The 16,883-nt window shown below is 38.6% G+C and carries 24 protein-coding genes; 23 read left to right on the top strand and 1 reads right to left on the bottom strand.

All coding sequences use genetic code 11. The features are described from left to right. The first annotated feature begins 6 nt into the window (after positions 1–6). The 21 genes from AC3II9_RS12665 to AC3II9_RS12765 all read left to right on the top strand — a co-directional run bounded on the left by AC3II9_RS12665 (position 7) and on the right by AC3II9_RS12765 (position 12,391). A complete protein-coding gene (locus AC3II9_RS12665; RefSeq protein ID WP_489155956.1) occupies positions 7–663 on the top strand; it encodes a LysM peptidoglycan-binding domain-containing protein in 657 nt (218 codons plus the stop codon). Then, positions 656–1,630, top strand: a complete 975-nt coding sequence (locus AC3II9_RS12670) for an XkdQ/YqbQ family protein (RefSeq protein WP_489155957.1) — start codon at positions 656–658, stop codon at positions 1,628–1,630. Before AC3II9_RS12665 ends, AC3II9_RS12670 begins: the two co-directional genes overlap by 8 nt. Next, a complete protein-coding gene (locus tag AC3II9_RS12675; RefSeq protein ID WP_489155959.1) occupies positions 1,623–1,988 on the top strand; it encodes a DUF2577 domain-containing protein in 366 nt (121 codons plus the stop codon). The genes AC3II9_RS12670 and AC3II9_RS12675 overlap by 8 nt, the downstream gene beginning before the upstream one ends. Further along, positions 1,966–2,376 (top strand): DUF2634 domain-containing protein, encoded by a 411-nt coding sequence (locus AC3II9_RS12680; protein ID WP_489155961.1) that lies wholly within the window; start codon positions 1,966–1,968, stop codon positions 2,374–2,376. The genes AC3II9_RS12675 and AC3II9_RS12680 overlap by 23 nt, the downstream gene beginning before the upstream one ends. Further along, a complete protein-coding gene (locus AC3II9_RS12685) occupies positions 2,376–3,437 on the top strand; it encodes a baseplate J/gp47 family protein (protein ID WP_489155963.1) in 1,062 nt (353 codons plus the stop codon). Before AC3II9_RS12680 ends, AC3II9_RS12685 begins: the two co-directional genes overlap by 1 nt. Continuing rightward, the gene (locus AC3II9_RS12690; protein ID WP_489155965.1) at positions 3,430–4,188 is read left to right on the top strand and encodes a putative phage tail protein; all 759 of its coding nucleotides are present in this window, start codon (positions 3,430–3,432) and stop codon (positions 4,186–4,188) included. Before AC3II9_RS12685 ends, AC3II9_RS12690 begins: the two co-directional genes overlap by 8 nt. After that, entirely contained in the window at positions 4,189–4,506 is a 318-nt protein-coding gene (locus AC3II9_RS12695; protein WP_489155967.1) for a hypothetical protein, read from the top strand. Continuing rightward, positions 4,506–5,114: a hypothetical protein gene (locus AC3II9_RS12700; RefSeq protein ID WP_489155969.1), complete on the top strand. Its 609-nt coding sequence runs from the start codon at positions 4,506–4,508 to the stop codon at positions 5,112–5,114. The genes AC3II9_RS12695 and AC3II9_RS12700 overlap by 1 nt, the downstream gene beginning before the upstream one ends. A 1-nt stretch (position 5,115) precedes the next feature. Beyond that, entirely contained in the window at positions 5,116–6,489 is a 1,374-nt protein-coding gene (locus AC3II9_RS12705; protein WP_489155970.1) for a hypothetical protein, read from the top strand. Then, positions 6,489–6,704: a hypothetical protein gene (locus AC3II9_RS12710; RefSeq protein WP_489155971.1), complete on the top strand. Its 216-nt coding sequence runs from the start codon at positions 6,489–6,491 to the stop codon at positions 6,702–6,704. Before AC3II9_RS12705 ends, AC3II9_RS12710 begins: the two co-directional genes overlap by 1 nt. Continuing rightward, complete coding sequence (locus tag AC3II9_RS12715) at positions 6,704–6,841, top strand: XkdX family protein (protein WP_489155973.1); 138 nt, start codon at positions 6,704–6,706, stop codon at positions 6,839–6,841. Before AC3II9_RS12710 ends, AC3II9_RS12715 begins: the two co-directional genes overlap by 1 nt. Before the next feature lie 203 nt (positions 6,842–7,044). After that, on the top strand, positions 7,045–7,332 hold the full coding sequence (locus AC3II9_RS12720) for a hemoblobin-interacting domain-containing protein (RefSeq protein WP_489155975.1): 288 nt from the start codon (positions 7,045–7,047) through the stop codon (positions 7,330–7,332). Positions 7,333–7,450: 118 nt separating this feature from the next. Next, positions 7,451–7,783: a hypothetical protein gene (locus AC3II9_RS12725; protein ID WP_489155977.1), complete on the top strand. Its 333-nt coding sequence runs from the start codon at positions 7,451–7,453 to the stop codon at positions 7,781–7,783. A gap of 2 nt (positions 7,784–7,785) precedes the next feature. Then, positions 7,786–8,049: a holin gene (locus AC3II9_RS12730; RefSeq protein ID WP_489155979.1), complete on the top strand. Its 264-nt coding sequence runs from the start codon at positions 7,786–7,788 to the stop codon at positions 8,047–8,049. Next, the gene (locus AC3II9_RS12735) at positions 8,049–8,789 is read left to right on the top strand and encodes a peptidoglycan recognition protein family protein (protein WP_489155981.1); all 741 of its coding nucleotides are present in this window, start codon (positions 8,049–8,051) and stop codon (positions 8,787–8,789) included. The genes AC3II9_RS12730 and AC3II9_RS12735 overlap by 1 nt, the downstream gene beginning before the upstream one ends. A gap of 173 nt (positions 8,790–8,962) precedes the next feature. Beyond that, entirely contained in the window at positions 8,963–9,157 is a 195-nt protein-coding gene (locus AC3II9_RS12740) for a hypothetical protein (RefSeq protein WP_489155983.1), read from the top strand. Positions 9,158–9,269: 112 nt separating this feature from the next. Further along, positions 9,270–9,491 carry a transcriptional regulator gene (locus tag AC3II9_RS12745; protein ID WP_489155984.1) on the top strand — a complete coding sequence of 74 codons (222 nt, stop codon included), beginning with the start codon at positions 9,270–9,272 and terminating at the stop codon, positions 9,489–9,491. Between the two features lie 9 nt (positions 9,492–9,500). Further along, a complete protein-coding gene (locus tag AC3II9_RS12750; protein WP_489155986.1) occupies positions 9,501–9,782 on the top strand; it encodes a YolD-like family protein in 282 nt (93 codons plus the stop codon). A gap of 264 nt (positions 9,783–10,046) precedes the next feature. Further along, the gene (tgt, locus tag AC3II9_RS12755; protein ID WP_489155987.1) at positions 10,047–11,192 is read left to right on the top strand and encodes a tRNA guanosine(34) transglycosylase Tgt; all 1,146 of its coding nucleotides are present in this window, start codon (positions 10,047–10,049) and stop codon (positions 11,190–11,192) included. A gap of 125 nt (positions 11,193–11,317) precedes the next feature. Continuing rightward, entirely contained in the window at positions 11,318–11,578 is a 261-nt protein-coding gene (gene yajC / locus AC3II9_RS12760) for a preprotein translocase subunit YajC (RefSeq protein ID WP_391375866.1), read from the top strand. Positions 11,579–11,749: 171 nt separating this feature from the next. Next, the gene (locus AC3II9_RS12765) at positions 11,750–12,391 is read left to right on the top strand and encodes a DUF421 domain-containing protein (protein ID WP_489155988.1); all 642 of its coding nucleotides are present in this window, start codon (positions 11,750–11,752) and stop codon (positions 12,389–12,391) included. Here AC3II9_RS12765 and AC3II9_RS12770 read toward each other — a convergent pair. Further along, positions 12,371–13,867 carry a putative polysaccharide biosynthesis protein gene (locus AC3II9_RS12770; RefSeq protein ID WP_489155990.1) on the bottom strand — a complete coding sequence of 499 codons (1,497 nt, stop codon included), beginning with the start codon at positions 13,865–13,867 and terminating at the stop codon, positions 12,371–12,373. The genes AC3II9_RS12765 and AC3II9_RS12770 overlap by 21 nt on opposite strands. 97 nt (positions 13,868–13,964) lie before the next feature. On the opposite strand from AC3II9_RS12770, the gene AC3II9_RS12775 reads away from it, so the two are divergent. Together AC3II9_RS12775 and secDF are read left to right on the top strand one after the other, a co-directional pair. After that, on the top strand, positions 13,965–14,276 hold the full coding sequence (locus AC3II9_RS12775) for a post-transcriptional regulator (RefSeq protein WP_391375875.1): 312 nt from the start codon (positions 13,965–13,967) through the stop codon (positions 14,274–14,276). Between the two features lie 257 nt (positions 14,277–14,533). Beyond that, positions 14,534–16,813, top strand: a complete 2,280-nt coding sequence (gene secDF / locus AC3II9_RS12780) for a protein translocase subunit SecDF (RefSeq protein WP_489155992.1) — start codon at positions 14,534–14,536, stop codon at positions 16,811–16,813. Positions 16,814–16,883 lie beyond the last annotated feature (70 nt).

Raw genomic sequence — 16,883 nt, forward strand, 5'->3', positions numbered from 1 at the left:
CAGGAGATGTATAACTTTTATGTTGATGGGTTGCAACTACCTGTTGCCCCATCTGAAATGACAATCTCGATTACCAATAAAAATGAAACAGTTGTGTTAATCGATGAAGGCGAGATTAATATTCTAAAAAAACCTGGCTTAACGGATGTGGAGTTTTCGGTCATGTTGCCCAATGTGAAGTATCCATTTGCCGTTTATCCTGATGGTTTTCAACCAGCTGCTTATTTTCTAGATAAATTCGAACAACTCAAATTAAATCAGAAGCCTTTCCAATTAATCGTCAATCGGCTAAAACCGAATGGCGATTTGTTATTTGATACGAATTTAACGGTAGGTCTAGAAGATTATCAAATTCAAGAAAGTGCTGAAGATGGCTTTGATGTAACAGCGGTTTTAAAGTTCAAACAATTTCGTGCTTATGGAAATAAAAAAATCGAGTTGAAAACATCTTCATCAGGTACGACAACGGCGTCTGTTGTAAATAATCGTGCAACGACAGGGAAAGAAACAACCAAATCATATACCGTTCAAAAAGGTGATTCTTTGTGGGCTTTATGTAAAAAGCATTTAGGAGATGGTAGCAAGTATAAAGAAATCGCTAAATTAAACAATATATCAAACCCTAGAATTATCTATCCAGGGCAGGTGATCCGTTTTGAATGATAAGAAGGCTCGATTATACATTTCAAGTGGTTCTCGCATGTATTTATGTGCAGTTAAGGAAGGTATCGTTTGGGAAACCGAACGAGAGAAGGCGCCCGGTAAGCTCACGTTTGAAATTGTAAAAGATGACTGGGAAAACTTCGGGTTTCAGGAGGGGGATGCTGTCCGATTTGAGTACGATGGACAGAAGGTATTTTACGGTTTTGTTTTTACGAAAAAACGTACAAATAATCGTTTCATCCAAGTAACGGCATATGATCAATTACGCTATTTCAAAAATAAAGATACTTATGTTTATATGAACAAAACAGCAGACCAAGTATTGAAAATGATAGCCAGTGATTTTGGATTGAATGTAGGCAGTATCGAATCTACTGGTTATGTCATCCCTTCTCGAGTGGAGGACAATCAAGAATTGTTCAGTATAATCAATAATGCCTTGAGTGAAACGACAGGGCATACAGGAACGACCTACGTATTATTTGATGATTTCGGCGCGCTTAGCTTGAAAAACCTATTGTCACTTCGTACAAACATTTTAATTGATGAAACATCCGGTGAATCGTTTGAATATACAACATCCATTGATGAGGGTGTATATAACAAAATTAAACTTGTTTATGAAGATAAAAAGAACAATAAACGGGAAGTCACTATTGTCCAAGATGGTGGCAATATTAATCAGTGGGGCGTTTTACAGCATACTGAAACGATTGATGATACGGTGAATGCGCCTGCTCGAGCAGCAGGATTACTAGCCTTGTATAACCAGAAAAAACGTACTTTGCACATGAAAGATGTTTTCGGAGATACTTCAGCTCGTGCAGGAGCTTCTGTCGCAGTGCAATTGTATTTAGGTGATGCAACTGTCGCTAATTTTATGGTGATTGAAAAGGCGAAACATCGATTTTATGAAAGTCACTACGAAATGGATCTTGCATTAATAGGAGGTGGTTTTAGTGCGTAACATAAATGATATTATTGCTTCAATCAAAACCGTGGTAGACAACTATATTAACAGTAAGAAACTAGCTGATTTTTGCTACGGTACTGTTATTAGCACAAGTCCACTTACTGTTAAGGTGGATTCGAAATTAACGCTATATGCACCTCAATTAATTTTAACGAGAGCTGTATTAGATCATGAGTTGGATATAACCGATGGGGTACCTGAGTGGACATTCCCACCACCGCCATGGCGTTACAAAATCCATAATGCACTTGAAGAAGGCGATGTGGTGTACATGCTGCGTGCAATGGGTGGCCAAAAATATGTCATTTTCGATAAGGAGTGGGTGAAGGATGCTACCATCAAACAAAAATAATATCGATTTAACAATGGATTTTGAAGAAACACCCACTCAAACATCGAGGACGTACCGAATGGACCATGAAAGGAAACGTATTGTCGGCTATACAGATGGTCGTGAAGCGATGGAACAAGCAATATATAAGCTATTAAGTACTTATCGATACAATGAAATTATATACAGTTGGAACTATGGTGCTGAAATCGCCAAACTTATGGGGAAGCCTATTCCATATGTTTATAGTGAACTCAAGCGACTTACTACAGAGGCATTACTTCACGACGATCGTATTATTTCGGCAGATGATTTCTCCTTTAGTCACAAACGGAACAAGGTGTTTATGTCACTTATGGCCAACACCATATACGGTTTCATTCAAATTAAAAAGGAGGTGGATATCTGATGTTTGAACATATTACACAAGAGCAGCTACTTGAGGATGCACTTGATATGGTCAAAACAAACATCGACAAGCGAGAAGGGTCGATTGTTTGGGACGCTCTTTCACCTCATACGATTCAATTGTATGAATTGTATTTTTCGATGGAAGGTATGCTCCGAGAAATGTTTGGTGATACCGCTTCCCGTGCATTTTTAATCCGTTTATGTAAAGACAGGGGGATCACACCATATCCAGCTGAAAAGGCTATTTTAAAAGGCAAATTTAATATGGATGTACCAATGGGGAGCCGCTTTAACCTGGATATGCTTAATTACACCGTCACTGAGAGAATCAGTCACGGTGTTTTTAAATTAGAATGCGAAACACCTGGTTCGGTCGGTAACAATTATTTTGGGCAATTAATACCGATTGAGTATATCGACGGTTTAACAAAAGCTGAATTAACTGAACTATTAATCCCCGGTGAAGATGAGGAAGAAACAGAAAGTTTACGTAAACGCTATTTGGAAAGTTTTGAAGCACTTGCTTACGGTGGGAATCGGAAAGATTATATGGAGAAGGTCCACGAATTACAAGGGGTAGGTGGCGTAAAGGCGTATCGCATCCGAGAAGGGATTTACAATGTGAAATTGGTTGTGTTAGACGCAACTTATAATGTGCCATCACCGACGCTATTAGAATCTTTACAGACAGCCATTGATCCAGTGACCAACCAAGGAGAGGGCTTAGGTATCGCACCAATCGGTCATACCGTTTTAATTGTGGGTGTCAATCGGATTACAGTAGATATTAATTTCCCGAACATCATTTTTGAGGATGGGTATGGTTGGGCAGACGTTGAATTAGATGTGCAGCAAATGGTAGATGACTATTTGTTGGAGCTGAAAAAAACATGGGAGAACACCACGCAACTCGTTGTTCGTATTGTGCAATTAGAATCACGAATGCTTGAAATTAATGGCATAATCGATGTACAAAATACGACAGTCAATGGGGTAGCCAATAACTTTATTTTAGATAGTGATGCTATACCAGCGAGGGGTGAGATAACCAATGTATGAACCGTTAACACATGAGATTGATATGACAAAACGTTATCCACCGACTGTTAGTGATTTTGAGGAATTTATTGAAATTGGAAAAGTTGAAAATACAAATTTCAATCGAGTGAGAGTGGAGTTATTACAACTTTTTGCCATGCGATTTGTTCATCATACAGATGAAGTTGGTATTGCTCGATGGGAAAAGATGTTGAAATTAAAACGGCGTACTACAGATACGCTTGAAACAAGAAGAATGAGGGTTCTGGCAAAAATTAATAACAAGCTACCATACACATGGCGCTCGTTACAACAATTATTGAACTCTATTTTCGGAGAAGGTAATTATCAAATCAATCTAGATGCACAAGAGTATGTTTTAGAATTATTGATACCCAGCGAACAGAACTATTATCGTGAGCTATTGGATATTTTAGAGCCAATGGTGCCGTTAAATATTTATATGATTATTGCAGAAGGTATTTTAAAGGATATGCTGCAACTAATTGTCGGCACATACGGCTGGGTATTCAACGGTCGCATTTGTGGTCGATTTAAAACAGCATCTCGCCCAGGAAACGCCGGGAAATTACCACCCTATCAAATGCAACCAAGTTATACATTCCCATTCGATGCGCCGATTACCGGTCATTTTAAAACGGAAACTCGTCCGGGTGCAGTTACAAGTGAAAAAGTTAATATTAATGACAATGGCTACACGTTCGGTATCAACCGTAAACGATGTGGTCATTTTCGTGCTGGAGGTGTTTAGATGGCTACAGAGCTACAACAAATTGCGATTGATAGCATGATTGATTTTTTAGATGCCAATACGGTTAGTGCCAAAGTGACTGTTGATGGTGTCACATACGAAAAGGAAATATCGCACGTTAGCCGAAAGCATGGCTTGCGTAAGTATGTGAAGTTTACGACCGAACGAGGGACAGTCACGAAAGTGGCGCTTGTCGATAGTTTGGGTCGCGAATGGTACGTGAAAACGATGAATCACACTATCGGCTCACAAGGCTATGCCGTATCGTTCCCGTTTGAATTAGAGATTGTTTCGAAAAAAGTTGAGGTGAAAAGCTAATGTCATTAATGAATGGACCCATCCCAATTGATCCCAAAAATAATCCTTACACTCGTACCCAATGGGAAGATGACTTAGTGGATCCAGTGACGAGTGAAGTGTTAGAAGAAGGTACAACTTTCTGGGCAGAGTATGCCAATAACATCGAGTGGGGGATTTACAACGCTTATATGCTGCTTGGATTTATGTACCGAGAGATAGAAAAAATGCAAGCTTTAATGGAGCTTGACGGTCGCGCACCGGGCAACAACGGTACATTTGCTGATATTTTTGATGATGGCAATGGTTTGTCGCGTCTTGAGCGATTGACTGCACAAACGGATGTAACGGCTACTGTAACAAGTGCTGATACAGTGATACCAGTAGCAAATGCCTCATTGTTCGAAGCGTTACAGGTAGTGACAATTTATGACGCCGATAGCTATGAGCATGTAACGATTCAAAGTGTTGATACAGGAGCAAATACAATTACGGTAGCGGCTTTAACAGCTGATTACAGTAAAGGTGCGAAAGTAGCGCGTAGTACGGCAGCGGTTAATGCAACAAGTCAAACATTAGATGTCGCGCCGTTTGTGACGTTTAATGTTGAGTTAGTGGAGGTGGTATGAGATGCCAACTGTTGTTAGTATAGCAATACCTTTAAAATATACAAATATAGGAAGTGATAGAGTTAAAGCGTACTTAGATTACGTATCATCTGGAAAAGTACGGCTGAAATTAATTGTAGGCTTAGATCATCACACTGCTGTTCATTTTTCATCTTTTTATGCAGCTTTATATTATAAAAACGGAGAAAAAACCTATACATTATATACAGTTGCGGATTCCCCTAACAATCCGTCTGTTTTCTTAGGTCCTATTATTGACTTAGATGAAAATAAAATTCCCGACCAGGTAGCGCTCACTATAAAAGGGGGAAGAACAAGTAATGGTGTTTTTGACGGGTTTGGAGTCGATACTGGTATCGCAGGTAATTATCAAGCAATCCCTATAAGTATTCCTATAGATTGGTTTAATAATAACCCAGTAGTAAAACTAGATACTCAAAATAGCAACACATTTTACGAAAACGACACACTTAATATTGCTGGCACAGCATCCGACGCAGATAACGGCAACACCGTCACAGTACGGTACCAAATTAATGCTGGTACTGTACGCGCTATAAAAGCGCTTGTTTCCAACGGCACAGCAGAGGCGTTTAGCAAAACGTTAACATTCCGTAGAGGGAATCTTTACGACGGTGAAACACTTATTGTCAGTGGCTTAACAGATGGTGTAGCCCACACACTCAAAGTTTGGGCTACAGATGACCAAGGCGGTACATCAACAATTGTTGAACGTACATTTTACGTTGTTCCAAACCGGGCCCCATCACTAACTGTTAACCCACCTGTTACAGCTGGTATCATTGACAGTGACGAGATTGAGATTACTGGCTCTTACAACGATTTGGACAACAATACAACGACTGTCTCTTATCGTATCAACGGTGGCAACAGTGTCCAAGTCGCATCTGGTACAAATGGTCACTTCGATTTTAAAATAAAGCTTGGCCAGCTCAAAGTTGGTTTGAATAATATTGTCGTTGAGGTGATTGATAGCTACGGTGCTAAGACAAGCCGTACTATAAAACTTCAAAAAAACGAAGTTAAAACGGAACAATTGAAATCAACTGCACGCTATAAAATCCTACCTCCACTCGGTACTGCAAAAGGAGTCGTTATCTGGGTACGACGTGATGAAAATCTAGTAGTATCTGCATCTATCAGCATGACGCAGACAGGTGAGGCTGAAAACTTTGTGCCAATGATTAAAAAAGAAGAGCCAGCACCAGTAGCGAATGTACCGGGCATGTTTGAGGATCAATTCCATTATGAAAATGCAACACCTGCTGATCACATCATTTTACAACTAGACTTACAGCAATCTTCTTTACTAGCCGATGAAAAAATCCATGTACTGATAGGGGTGATTGACTAATGGAAATCCGTGAACGAGATGAATTTGGTAACTTAAAGCCACCAACCAAAATATTTAGTGGCTTAACTGAAAGAGAAAAAGTTGCTGCTTTAGGTGCTCAATTAGCGCAAGAAAAACTAGCTAATATGTATAAAGAAGCAATTATCAACGGACTTGGCACACAAGTAGCTCAAATGAAACTTGAAATTATGCAGTTGAAAGGAGGTGCGTCCTAATGGAATTCTGGGAAATGGCTTATAAATTAAAGTGGGTGACGGCTGAACAATTGCGTTCAGCTGTTTTTACTGAGAGCAATCCATTTGGTGAAATCACTGCCGAAGAGTACAAAGAAATTACAAAGCAAGACTTTTAAACGCAGCAGTAGCTAGCGTTATTTTTTATGGTCAAAAATATTTTTTAACGTAAATTTAATGTTGAAAGAGTATACTAAAATTGGGGAGATAAGTTTAGAAGATCTATCGCTGACGGATCGCCGTGTGCGATGAAAGTCGCCTGCACGGTGAAGGCTCGTTATAAAACCGAGATAGAGAGGGATAAGACGAGAATAGCAATGGATTGAAAGTAGCACCAGTTATGTATGCAGATTCACCAGTTTTATACGGAAGTCCTGTTGAGTTTACATTTCCAGATGATCCAGATTGGAGAAACGCCATTACTAGCATCACTTCTACTATCGATTCAAAACCTACAGGAAGTAATATGATTTCGGCATTTCAAAAATCAGTTGGAAAAATCGCAGCTTCGTCTGGTGGATACTATACGATTGGGACACATGTATGGACGATTAAAGCAACAGGCTACGAAGATGTTACTGTAACAGTTGTTGTAAATCGAATAACTTGAAAGAGAACGTCCATTTGGGCGTTCTTTTCTTTTTGCACTCTCACTCGAGAGTGCTTTTTATATTGCATCAAGACCCAAGCAACGCACTGTACCGAGCAGTGCTATTTTTTATGGGCAGGTGAGGGCATTGGAATTATTAGTAGTAACGGGGGCAGGTATCGCCGAAAAAGTAGCGAGTAGTTCAAATCCATGGATTTACTTATCCATCGTATTAATTTTCGCAGCAATGTTTGCTGGGCGCTACATTTTCAATTATTTAGTCCAACTTGATCAGTCGCATCGAGAGGAATCAAAAGAACGTGAAAAGGCGTTAATGTCGCATTTAGAGCGCTCAAATGAATCACAAGAAAGAACGGCTCACGCTTTAGAGGGTATAAATACAAGCCTTTCAACTTTAGAGGGGCGCGTTGACCGTATCGAAAAATATGCTTATAAGAAGGAGAGTGCATAAACATGGATTTAACAGTATTATTCATCGTCGCAGTAGCGATTTTAGGAATTATTAACGCATTCGTTCAGGTCGTAAAAACAACATTTCAATTAGCTAACCAATATGTACCGATTGTCTCTGTGGCAGTCGGTATTTTAATTGGGATTGCAGTATGGCCAATCACAGAGTACTCGATATACATTATGGCTTTAGCAGGTGCAATTGGTGGTTTGGCTGCTTGCGGTACGTTTGACCTTACTAAAGTTGTAAAGAGTGGTGATAAGTAATGGTGAAAATTCGTCAAAACTTAGTACATCAGTTAATTGTGGATAAAGTGTCATATGGTAAGGGCAATGGTAAAAAACGTATCTGTGTACACGAAACAGATAATACACGTGCTGGTGCAGATGCAGATGCACATAGCCGACTCCAAAAGAATGGTAACACTAGACAAGCATCCTGGCATTGGCAAGTAGACGATCATGAAGCAGTTCAATCATTTACGCATGACATACGTTGTTGGGCAGCTGGTAGTGGTAATAATGAAGCGATTCATATTGAAATCTGCGTTAATGCAGATGGAAACTATCAAAAAGCTGTGCAAAACGCTGCTGCATTAGTGGCTAAAATTATGCAAGATGAGGGGATTCCTTTATCTAACGTAGTACAACACAATTATTACACAGGTAAGAATTGCCCTAAATTAATACGAAGCAATAAGATTCCTTGGACAACATTTTTGCAAATGGTCAAAGGGTCTAATGCGATTGCTAAACCTGTTCAATCTCCAGAAGATACCAATGTGCTATATCGTTTATTTACAGGAACATATAAATCACGTGAGGATGCAGAGAATGTTATCGATGTTATGAAGTATCGTTTTGGTTGGACGTGTTATTTAGATCAAGTAAATGATTTGTGGCGTGTAAAAACAGGTACATTTAAAGGATTAGAAGCTGCTAATACAGGTGCTACAAAAATTAAAAATGCCAAGTTGGCTAGTATTGTACATGTACAAAAAGTGTAATATATTGTAAATAGGTGAATTGGCTATTCGCCTGAGTGCGTGGTAGGAAAGGGGGCGAGCAATCGCTCTCTTTTTTTATTTTGTCAATAGATTCGGTCAAAATTTAAATTTGAACACTTATAAAGGGATTTATTTTCCTCTCCCGAATTATGTCGAAGAGGGAGGTGAGGACCATGGAACAATTTGTTAAGTATTACTATGTCTACGCCGGTGAATTGCATGAAGGTATAACAAATATTCAATTTAAAACTTTGGAAGAAAAACAGTATGCCACAGAAGAATTACTATTGAAGATGTTAAAAGAAAAAGGTATCGTCAATGCAGTTGGTATTAAGCATCGAGAGGACATTACATATGAGCAAGTATAAAAATTAAAGTCATCCACAGATCATTGTGGATGACATTTTTTTATTTACAAATAAGAACGAATGTTCTAATATAAATACAAACAAACGTTCTTTTTTGAAGGAGGATGGAATAATGAAAGAACAATTATTAAAGGTAATGCAAAGAGGGCAACCAGCAAATATGATGTACCTGGCCAAGGACGGTAAAATTACAAAGCGCCGTATAAAAATCATTAAAATGGCTGGTGATACATTCCAGGCATACTGTTTTACAAGACAGGCAAAACGGACTTTTATTATAAATAATGTTCTTGCCATTGCTCCGGTTATTCAAAGAGAACGGAACATTATATAGGAAGGGTAGATGGAAATGGTAGCTAAAAAAGAAATTGCATCAAAGAAGAAAGAACCGAAGCATCCGACTCGTGATGAGTTTGAATTAGAGGAACTTGCTGCTGCATTGACTGAAGCAATGGAAGAAAAGCAATATAAAGTTTTCACTATATATAAAAAAGAAGAACCCTTAAAAGGCATAGTCACGAAAATGGATGCTAACACCAAGTTGATACATATACAAAACAAGTGGGGGGATATGCATAAAGTTCACTTCTTGGATATTTTAAGTGTTAAAGATATTGAATATTAAATAAGATGAAACTCATAACCAAAACCGAAAGACCGCTTTCCATATAAATAGGAAGCGGTCTTATTAATTAAAATAATATCAGTACCCCAGAGGTACCCCAAATGTACCCCAAACCATTTCATTTAAATATACAAAAATGCAAAACAGTTAATTTCCCTTCAACATAAAAATGCTTTATCCATGCACTTTTAAATTTTTGTGATACAATATTACGAGTTCAATCGAAGTACTGTTTTTACTTTAGAAATGAGAGGGATTTTATTTATGACACAACCACCAATTCGTTACGAATTAATTAAAACTTGTGCTCAAACAGGTGCGCGCCTTGGAATTGTGCACACACCACACGGATCGTTTGAAACGCCAACATTTATGCCGGTTGGGACACAAGCAACAGTAAAAGCGATGAGCCCAGAAGAATTAAAGGAAATGAATGCAGGGATTATCCTATCGAATACTTATCACTTATGGCTACGTCCAGGCAATGATATCGTCAAAGAAGCGGGCGGATTGCATCAATTTATGAATTGGGATCGTCCCATTTTAACAGATTCAGGCGGCTTCCAAGTGTTTTCGCTCAGTCAATTCCGTAAAATTGAAGAGGAAGGCGTTCATTTCCGTAATCACTTAAATGGCGATAAATTATTTTTATCTCCTGAAAAAGCGATGGAAATTCAAAATGACCTTGGCTCAGATATTATGATGGCGTTTGATGAATGTCCGCCGTTTCCAGCGACGTATGAGTATATGCTAGCGTCTGTGGATCGTACAACACGCTGGGCAAAACGTTGTAAAGAAGCACATCAGCGTCCAGATGAGCAAGGCTTATTTGGGATTATTCAAGGTGGAGAATATGAAGACTTGCGTCGTCGTTCAGCAGAAGCGTTAATAGAGCTAGACTTCCCAGGTTATGCAATCGGTGGTTTATCCGTTGGTGAGCCAAAAGACATCATGAACAAAGTATTAGACTTTACAGCGCCATTAATGCCAGCAGACAAGCCGCGTTATTTAATGGGGGTTGGTTCACCCGATTCGCTGATTGATGGTTCTATCCGCGGGATTGATATGTTCGACTGTGTATTGCCAACGCGAATTGCCCGTAACGGTACATTAATGACATCAGAAGGGCGTATGGTCATTAAAAATGCGAAATATGCGCGTGACTTCCGTCCAATTGATGAAACATGTGATTGCTACACATGTAAAAACTATACACGTGCTTATGTTCGTCATTTATTACGTACGGAAGAAACATTTGGTCTACGCTTAACGTCGTATCATAACCTGCGCTTCTTAATTAAGCTCATGGAAGATGTACGTCAAGCGATTCGAGAAGATCGTCTTGGGGATTTTAAAGAAGAATTTTTCGAAAAATACGGTTATAATAAACCGGATGCGAAGAATTTCTAATCGTTTTTGTAGAAATTCCTTTCTTATGATAGAAAAATTCAAGAATTCGATAGAAAATCTCGCCATATAATGAGAATTTATACTATACTAGTAAAGATAAGATTTTCGAAAGGAGTCTATATAAAATGGATGCAGCATATGGACAATTGATTATGATTGCTTTGATGTTTGTTGCGATGTGGTTTATTTTAATCCGTCCAGCACAAAAGCGACAAAAAGCAACAGTTGCGATGCAAAACGATCTAAAAAAAGGTGACAAAGTCATTACAATTGGTGGCTTACATGGCGAAATTGATGCAATTGAAGATACAGCGATTTATTTAAAAATTGCTAATAATACAACTGTAAAATTTGAACGCCAAGCAATCGGCAGAGTTGTAGAATAATAAAAAGGAGGGTGGTGGCATGTTGATGCGACCATCCCAGGAGCAATATTTCGTAATGGATATTGCCAAGGGGATGTCTGGAAAGTAAAAGCTTTCTGGACATCCCCTTCCTTTTTTCTGTATAATGCCTAACTTGTTCGCCCACACTGAAATGAAAAAGGGGTGTGGGAAATGGCTGAGTTTTGGATCATTGCTTTTCGTACGATCGTTTTATATATTATCGTCCTCCTTGTTTTTCGCTTGATGGGAAAACGAGAAGTAGGAGAACTAAGCTTGCTTGATTTTGCTGTATACGTACTCATTGCCGAAGTAGCGTCATTAGCAATCGATAATTTAGATCGGTCATTAGTGTTAGCTGTTGTACCGATTGTTTTACTATTTATCATCCAGTATTTAAATGCCCTTTTTATTTTAAAAAATAAGAAAATGCGTGATACGATTGATGGTGATCCGACCATTATTATTCGTGACGGTGTAATTGTAGAAGCTGAAATGCGTAAACAGCGCTATAATTTAGATGATTTATTTCAACAGTTACGTGAACAAGGTATTTCATCTGTACAAAGTATTGCTTATGCTTTTTTAGAACCGTCTGGTAAACTATCAGTTTTTAAAAAAGGGGATGAACCGTTCATCCTGCCAATCGTCATAGATGGTTACGTGGATGATAAACATTTGAAATTTATCGGGAAAGATCGCAAATGGTTAGAAGATCAGTTACGCGACGAAGGTGTTCATACTACGGATGATGTGTTTTATTGTTGTTATGAAGGTGGGAAGATTCATTATCAATTAAAGGCGCGAAAAAAGTAAACGGACGTAACGGAAATCGGATAGATTAATTTGTTTTGTCAAGACAAGTAAAGTGGTTAATACAGCAAATGTTGTCGCGATACTTGTAATCATGGAATTGTAAGAAATCATTGATTGCACAATACATGTGACGACAAAGCAACCATAGGATGCAGCAAATAAACGGAAGCCCACTTCGATTTTTGGGTTGTTACGAACGGATGCAATATGTAAAAACGAAGTAAGTAAAACACCAAACCCGATCGCAATAATAGCACCGTACTGTTGTAACATTGGCTGTGCCGCCAACACAAGCATTAATAAAAGCTTCCCAATCCCACCATAAATCGAATTCATCATCGCCACACGGGCTTGGTCCAACGCCTGTAAAATGGACAGGAGCGGACTTTGAATGTAATAAAAATAAAAAATAGGTGCCAGTATTTTCATGTAGTTTGTTTCATCTTTTAAGTGAAATAGTTCTACTGCAAGAAAGTCCCCGTATAACAAGAAAAATGTCGCAGCATAGCAACCTATTAGTGAGCAAAGGCGCAATGAAATTGTAATTCGTTGATTGAGTAATCGAACGTTTTGAACAGCTGCGGCATTACTAATCGCAGGAATGAGAATAATCGCGAGTGCTGCCGGTATGAATGCTGGGAAGAGTAGGAGTGGGATATGTACCCCTGAAATCACCCCGTATAAAGTAGTCGCCGCTGTTGCCGTTAAACCTGAAATCGTGAGTGCTTTTAAAAATATAATAGGCTCTAAAAACCACGTAAATGTACCGAATAGTTTGCTGCCTGCTGAAGGTAATGCAATACGGAACAGTGGTCCACTGCGGTAAGTACCTACTTTTTTGTCTGTCCGTATTTTCACGAAATGATAGTGAATCAGTAAGTAAATGAGTGCGGCACATTCACCGAGCGCAGTCATTCCCATGGCAAATGCCGCATTTGTCGTACTGGAATCGGTTAATAAGTACGGCAGAGCAAAGGAAACAGCAGCAATGCGGATCGTTTGCTCTATTAGGGAAGACCAGGCAGTAGGCGTCGTTTTCCCTAACCCGAGCAAATAAGCTTTAATAATTCCTGCATACACCACGATTGGTACGGTATAAATCGCGACTATTAGTGGATAGCGTGTCCCCTCACTTTGTAATAAAGTTTCTGCAATCGTTGGCGTAATAAACCAAAGAGCCGGTAATAAAACTAAAATGGAAACGGTAGAAATACGTAGGCACGTTTTTAAAACGCTTTTTGTATCGGTAATTTTCCCCTTTGCATACAGTTCTGCTACCACTTTTGTTAAAGCAATTGGTAAGCCGAGTTGCACTAAAGAGATAAAGAAAATAAAAGCAGGGTAGGCCGTCATATAAATACCTACAACTTCTTCTCCCGCAATACGCATGAACTGCATGCGATAAACAAAACCAAATAGTTTAGATAAAAAAATAACGACGGTCAACAGAAGCGTGCCTTTAACAAAAGAAGCCATGAGCAGTGCAATCCCTTCTCTTTTTTTTATGTTTCATATACAATATTGGTATGCGAATACACCGACCATTAAAACTAACGATTAGGGGTGGATTGTCGTGGCAGTTCCTTATGAGTCGCTTTATCGTAAAATGCAATTAGTTTTACAAAGCAAACTGGAAGAGTTTGAACTTTATGAATATGATGCCATTACAATGGAACAGTTATGGCAATATTGTGTTGAAAAGAAATGGCGCAAAAAAGTAGTAGAGGAACTTCCGTTACATGTAGTAGTATCAACGATTTTTTCAATCACCCCATCAGAACTGTTAAATCATGTACAAATCAAAGAACTACAGTTCAATGATGGAATCATTGACTTAAATGCAGAAGAACTGGAAGCATTACTAGGACCTAAGAAAAAAGAATAACATTTTAGTAAAAAAATGCTTATTTATGGAATGTTCATTTGACAGCGAACGCGACCTATTTCATAATAAGCTTATTGCACGTTTCTTTTACAAACTTCTCTGTTAATCAACATTGCTATTCGTATTTCTAGAATAGTAAGGTGAAGGGAAAAGTATAGCTTAGCAGTAATATTTGCTACATAAGTAAAAGGAAGAGCGCAAATCATTTTGCGCTCTTTCTCGTGTGCGTCAGCATGCATTTTGAGGAGGATTTACAGATGAAATTAGCAAACCGTATCCTGACCTTTATACTTGTAGTAGGGCTACTATTCGCAGGTATGGGTACAACGGTACAAGGCATTTTAAAAGACGTAAAACTAGGCCTAGATTTACAAGGCGGCTTTGAAGTACTGTATCAAGTCGAATCCCTTGTAGATGGCCAAGACGTTACGCAAAAAGTATTGACTGATACGACAACCGCTTTAAATGATCGTATTAATCGATTTGGTGTTAGTGAGCCAAGCATTCAAGTAGAGGGAGAAGACCGTATCCGTGTACAACTTGCCGGCTTAGATGACCAGTCATCCGCCCGTGAGCTATTATCAAGTACGGCGGAGTTAACGTTTCGTGATGTGAACGATAACGTATTACTTGATGGGACAGATTTAAAAGAGGGTGGTGCTGCTTCGGCATTTGACCAGCAAAACCAACCAATCGTAACATTAAAATTAAAAGATGCAAATAAATTTGCTGCTGTAACACGTGAGCTTGCTTCACGTCCTGCTGGCGAAAATTTATTAGTTGTATGGTTAGACTTTGAAGAAGGTGTGGATTCATACGCGGCTGAAGTGGCAAAAATGTCTCAAGGTGAGAAGCCGAAGTATGCATCAGCGGCTACGGTTTCACAAGTCATTGATTCAACAGATGTTCAAATTTCAGGAAACTTTACTGTAGAAGAAACGAAAACATTAGAAAGTATTTTAAACTCAGGTTCATTACCTGTTAAATTAACAGAGAAATACTCAACATCCGTTGGTGCACAGTTCGGTAAAGATGCACTGAATGATACAGTATTTGCAGGGATTGTCGGTGTTGTGGCAATTTTTGTATTTATGTTATTGTACTACCGATTACCAGGTTTCATTTCGATTATTACATTAGCAGTCTTTACGTATTTAGTATTAGTTGTATTTAATGGGATTAATGCTGTATTAACCTTACCAGGGATTGCCGCCATCGTACTTGGTATTGGGATGGCTGTAGATGCCAACATTTTAACAGCTGAACGGATTCGCGAAGAATTGCGTGTTGGTCGTACAGTGAAAGAGGCGTTCCAACTTGGTTCGAAGCAGTCACTATCTGCAATTGTTGATGCACAGTTAACAACATTACTTGCCGCTGTTGTATTATTTTCATTCGGTACAAGCTCGGTTAAAGGTTTTGCAACGACGTTAATTATTTCGATTTTATTATCATTCATTACAGCGGTATGGGGTTCTCGTATTTTACTAGGCTTGCTCGTAAATAGCGGTTACTTCAATAGCCCTGCTTGGTTTGGTATTTCGAAATCAAAGCAACATAAGCCGGAAGAAAATATTAGTACACTGGATTTAACGACAAAATTTGATCGTCTTGATTTTGTGAAGAACCGTAAAAAATTCTACGCATTCTCGTTGATTATTTTATTAGTTGGTTCGGTTATTATTGGGATATATCGTTTAAATCTAGGGATTGATTTCTCAAGTGGTACTCGGGTCGATATTGAAACAAACCAAGCTGTCACAAAAGAAGAGATGATTACTTATTTAGATTCAATCGGTCATCCGACTGAAGATGTAGTCATTTCAGGTGAGGAACAAAATGTGGCTGCAGCACGTTATAAAACAGAATTTACACAAAAAGAAATTTTAGATTTTAAAGCACAAGTGCTAGAAGATTATGGTCTTGAGCCGAATGTCAGCGCCGTATCATCAACAGTTGGGAAGGAACTTGTGAAAAATGCAATTAAGGCATTATTGATTGCTGCACTTGGTATCATTATCTATGTAGCAGTTCGCTTTGAATGGCGTATGGGTCTAGGCGCTATTGTATCATTACTACATGACGTCTTCTTCATTGTCGCAGTTTTCAGTTTCTTACGTTTAGAAGTAGACATTACATTTATCGCCGCTGTATTAACAATTGTTGGTTACTCTATTAATGACACAATCGTAACATTTGACCGTATTCGTGAAAATATCGAGCGTTCAGAAAAAATTACGACGAAAGAGGATTTAGCGTTAATCGTTAATAAATCACTTCGTCAAACAATGGGGCGTTCTGTGAATACCGTATTAACGGTTATTATCGTTGTAATTGCGTTAATTGCATTAGGTGCTCCTTCTATTCAAAACTTCTCGATTGCCTTATTAATCGGTTTAGTAACAGGTATGTATTCATCTATCTGTATCGCTGCTCAAATTTGGTATACGTTGAAGTCACGTGAGATGGGTAAAAAGGGTACAGCAGTTGTGAAAAAAGAGAAAAAACAATGGGGTTCAGACGAGCCAGTTGTATAAAGCAAGTAGTAAAGTGTGTCAAGTTTTTTCTTGGCACACTTTTTTCTTTTTGACATTACATATTGAGTAA

The sequence above is a fragment of the Lysinibacillus sp. RU7 genome, from assembly GCF_057837305.1.

Bases quoted from the DNA above. Each gene is read 5' to 3' on its own strand.
- AC3II9_RS12665 (WP_489155956.1), top strand. From the start codon at position 7: ATGTATAACTTTTATGTTGATGGGTTGCAACTACCTGTTGCCCCATCT.
- AC3II9_RS12680 (WP_489155961.1), top strand. From the start codon at position 1,966: ATGCTACCATCAAACAAAAATAATATCGATTTAACAATGGATTTTGAA.
- AC3II9_RS12685 (WP_489155963.1), top strand. From the start codon at position 2,376: ATGTTTGAACATATTACACAAGAGCAGCTACTTGAGGATGCACTTGAT.
- AC3II9_RS12690 (WP_489155965.1), top strand. From the start codon at position 3,430: ATGTATGAACCGTTAACACATGAGATTGATATGACAAAACGTTATCCA.
- AC3II9_RS12695 (WP_489155967.1), top strand. From the start codon at position 4,189: ATGGCTACAGAGCTACAACAAATTGCGATTGATAGCATGATTGATTTT.
- AC3II9_RS12700 (WP_489155969.1), top strand. From the start codon at position 4,506: ATGTCATTAATGAATGGACCCATCCCAATTGATCCCAAAAATAATCCT.
- AC3II9_RS12705 (WP_489155970.1), top strand. From the start codon at position 5,116: ATGCCAACTGTTGTTAGTATAGCAATACCTTTAAAATATACAAATATA.
- AC3II9_RS12710 (WP_489155971.1), top strand. From the start codon at position 6,489: ATGGAAATCCGTGAACGAGATGAATTTGGTAACTTAAAGCCACCAACC.
- AC3II9_RS12715 (WP_489155973.1), top strand. From the start codon at position 6,704: ATGGAATTCTGGGAAATGGCTTATAAATTAAAGTGGGTGACGGCTGAA.
- AC3II9_RS12730 (WP_489155979.1), top strand. From the start codon at position 7,786: ATGGATTTAACAGTATTATTCATCGTCGCAGTAGCGATTTTAGGAATT.
- AC3II9_RS12735 (WP_489155981.1), top strand. From the start codon at position 8,049: ATGGTGAAAATTCGTCAAAACTTAGTACATCAGTTAATTGTGGATAAA.
- AC3II9_RS12740 (WP_489155983.1), top strand. From the start codon at position 8,963: ATGGAACAATTTGTTAAGTATTACTATGTCTACGCCGGTGAATTGCAT.
- AC3II9_RS12745 (WP_489155984.1), top strand. From the start codon at position 9,270: ATGAAAGAACAATTATTAAAGGTAATGCAAAGAGGGCAACCAGCAAAT.
- AC3II9_RS12750 (WP_489155986.1), top strand. From the start codon at position 9,501: ATGGAAATGGTAGCTAAAAAAGAAATTGCATCAAAGAAGAAAGAACCG.
- tgt (WP_489155987.1), top strand. From the start codon at position 10,047: ATGACACAACCACCAATTCGTTACGAATTAATTAAAACTTGTGCTCAA.
- yajC (WP_391375866.1), top strand. From the start codon at position 11,318: ATGGATGCAGCATATGGACAATTGATTATGATTGCTTTGATGTTTGTT.
- AC3II9_RS12765 (WP_489155988.1), top strand. From the start codon at position 11,750: ATGGCTGAGTTTTGGATCATTGCTTTTCGTACGATCGTTTTATATATT.
- AC3II9_RS12770 (WP_489155990.1), bottom strand. From the start codon at position 13,867: ATGGCTTCTTTTGTTAAAGGCACGCTTCTGTTGACCGTCGTTATTTTT.
- secDF (WP_489155992.1), top strand. From the start codon at position 14,534: ATGAAATTAGCAAACCGTATCCTGACCTTTATACTTGTAGTAGGGCTA.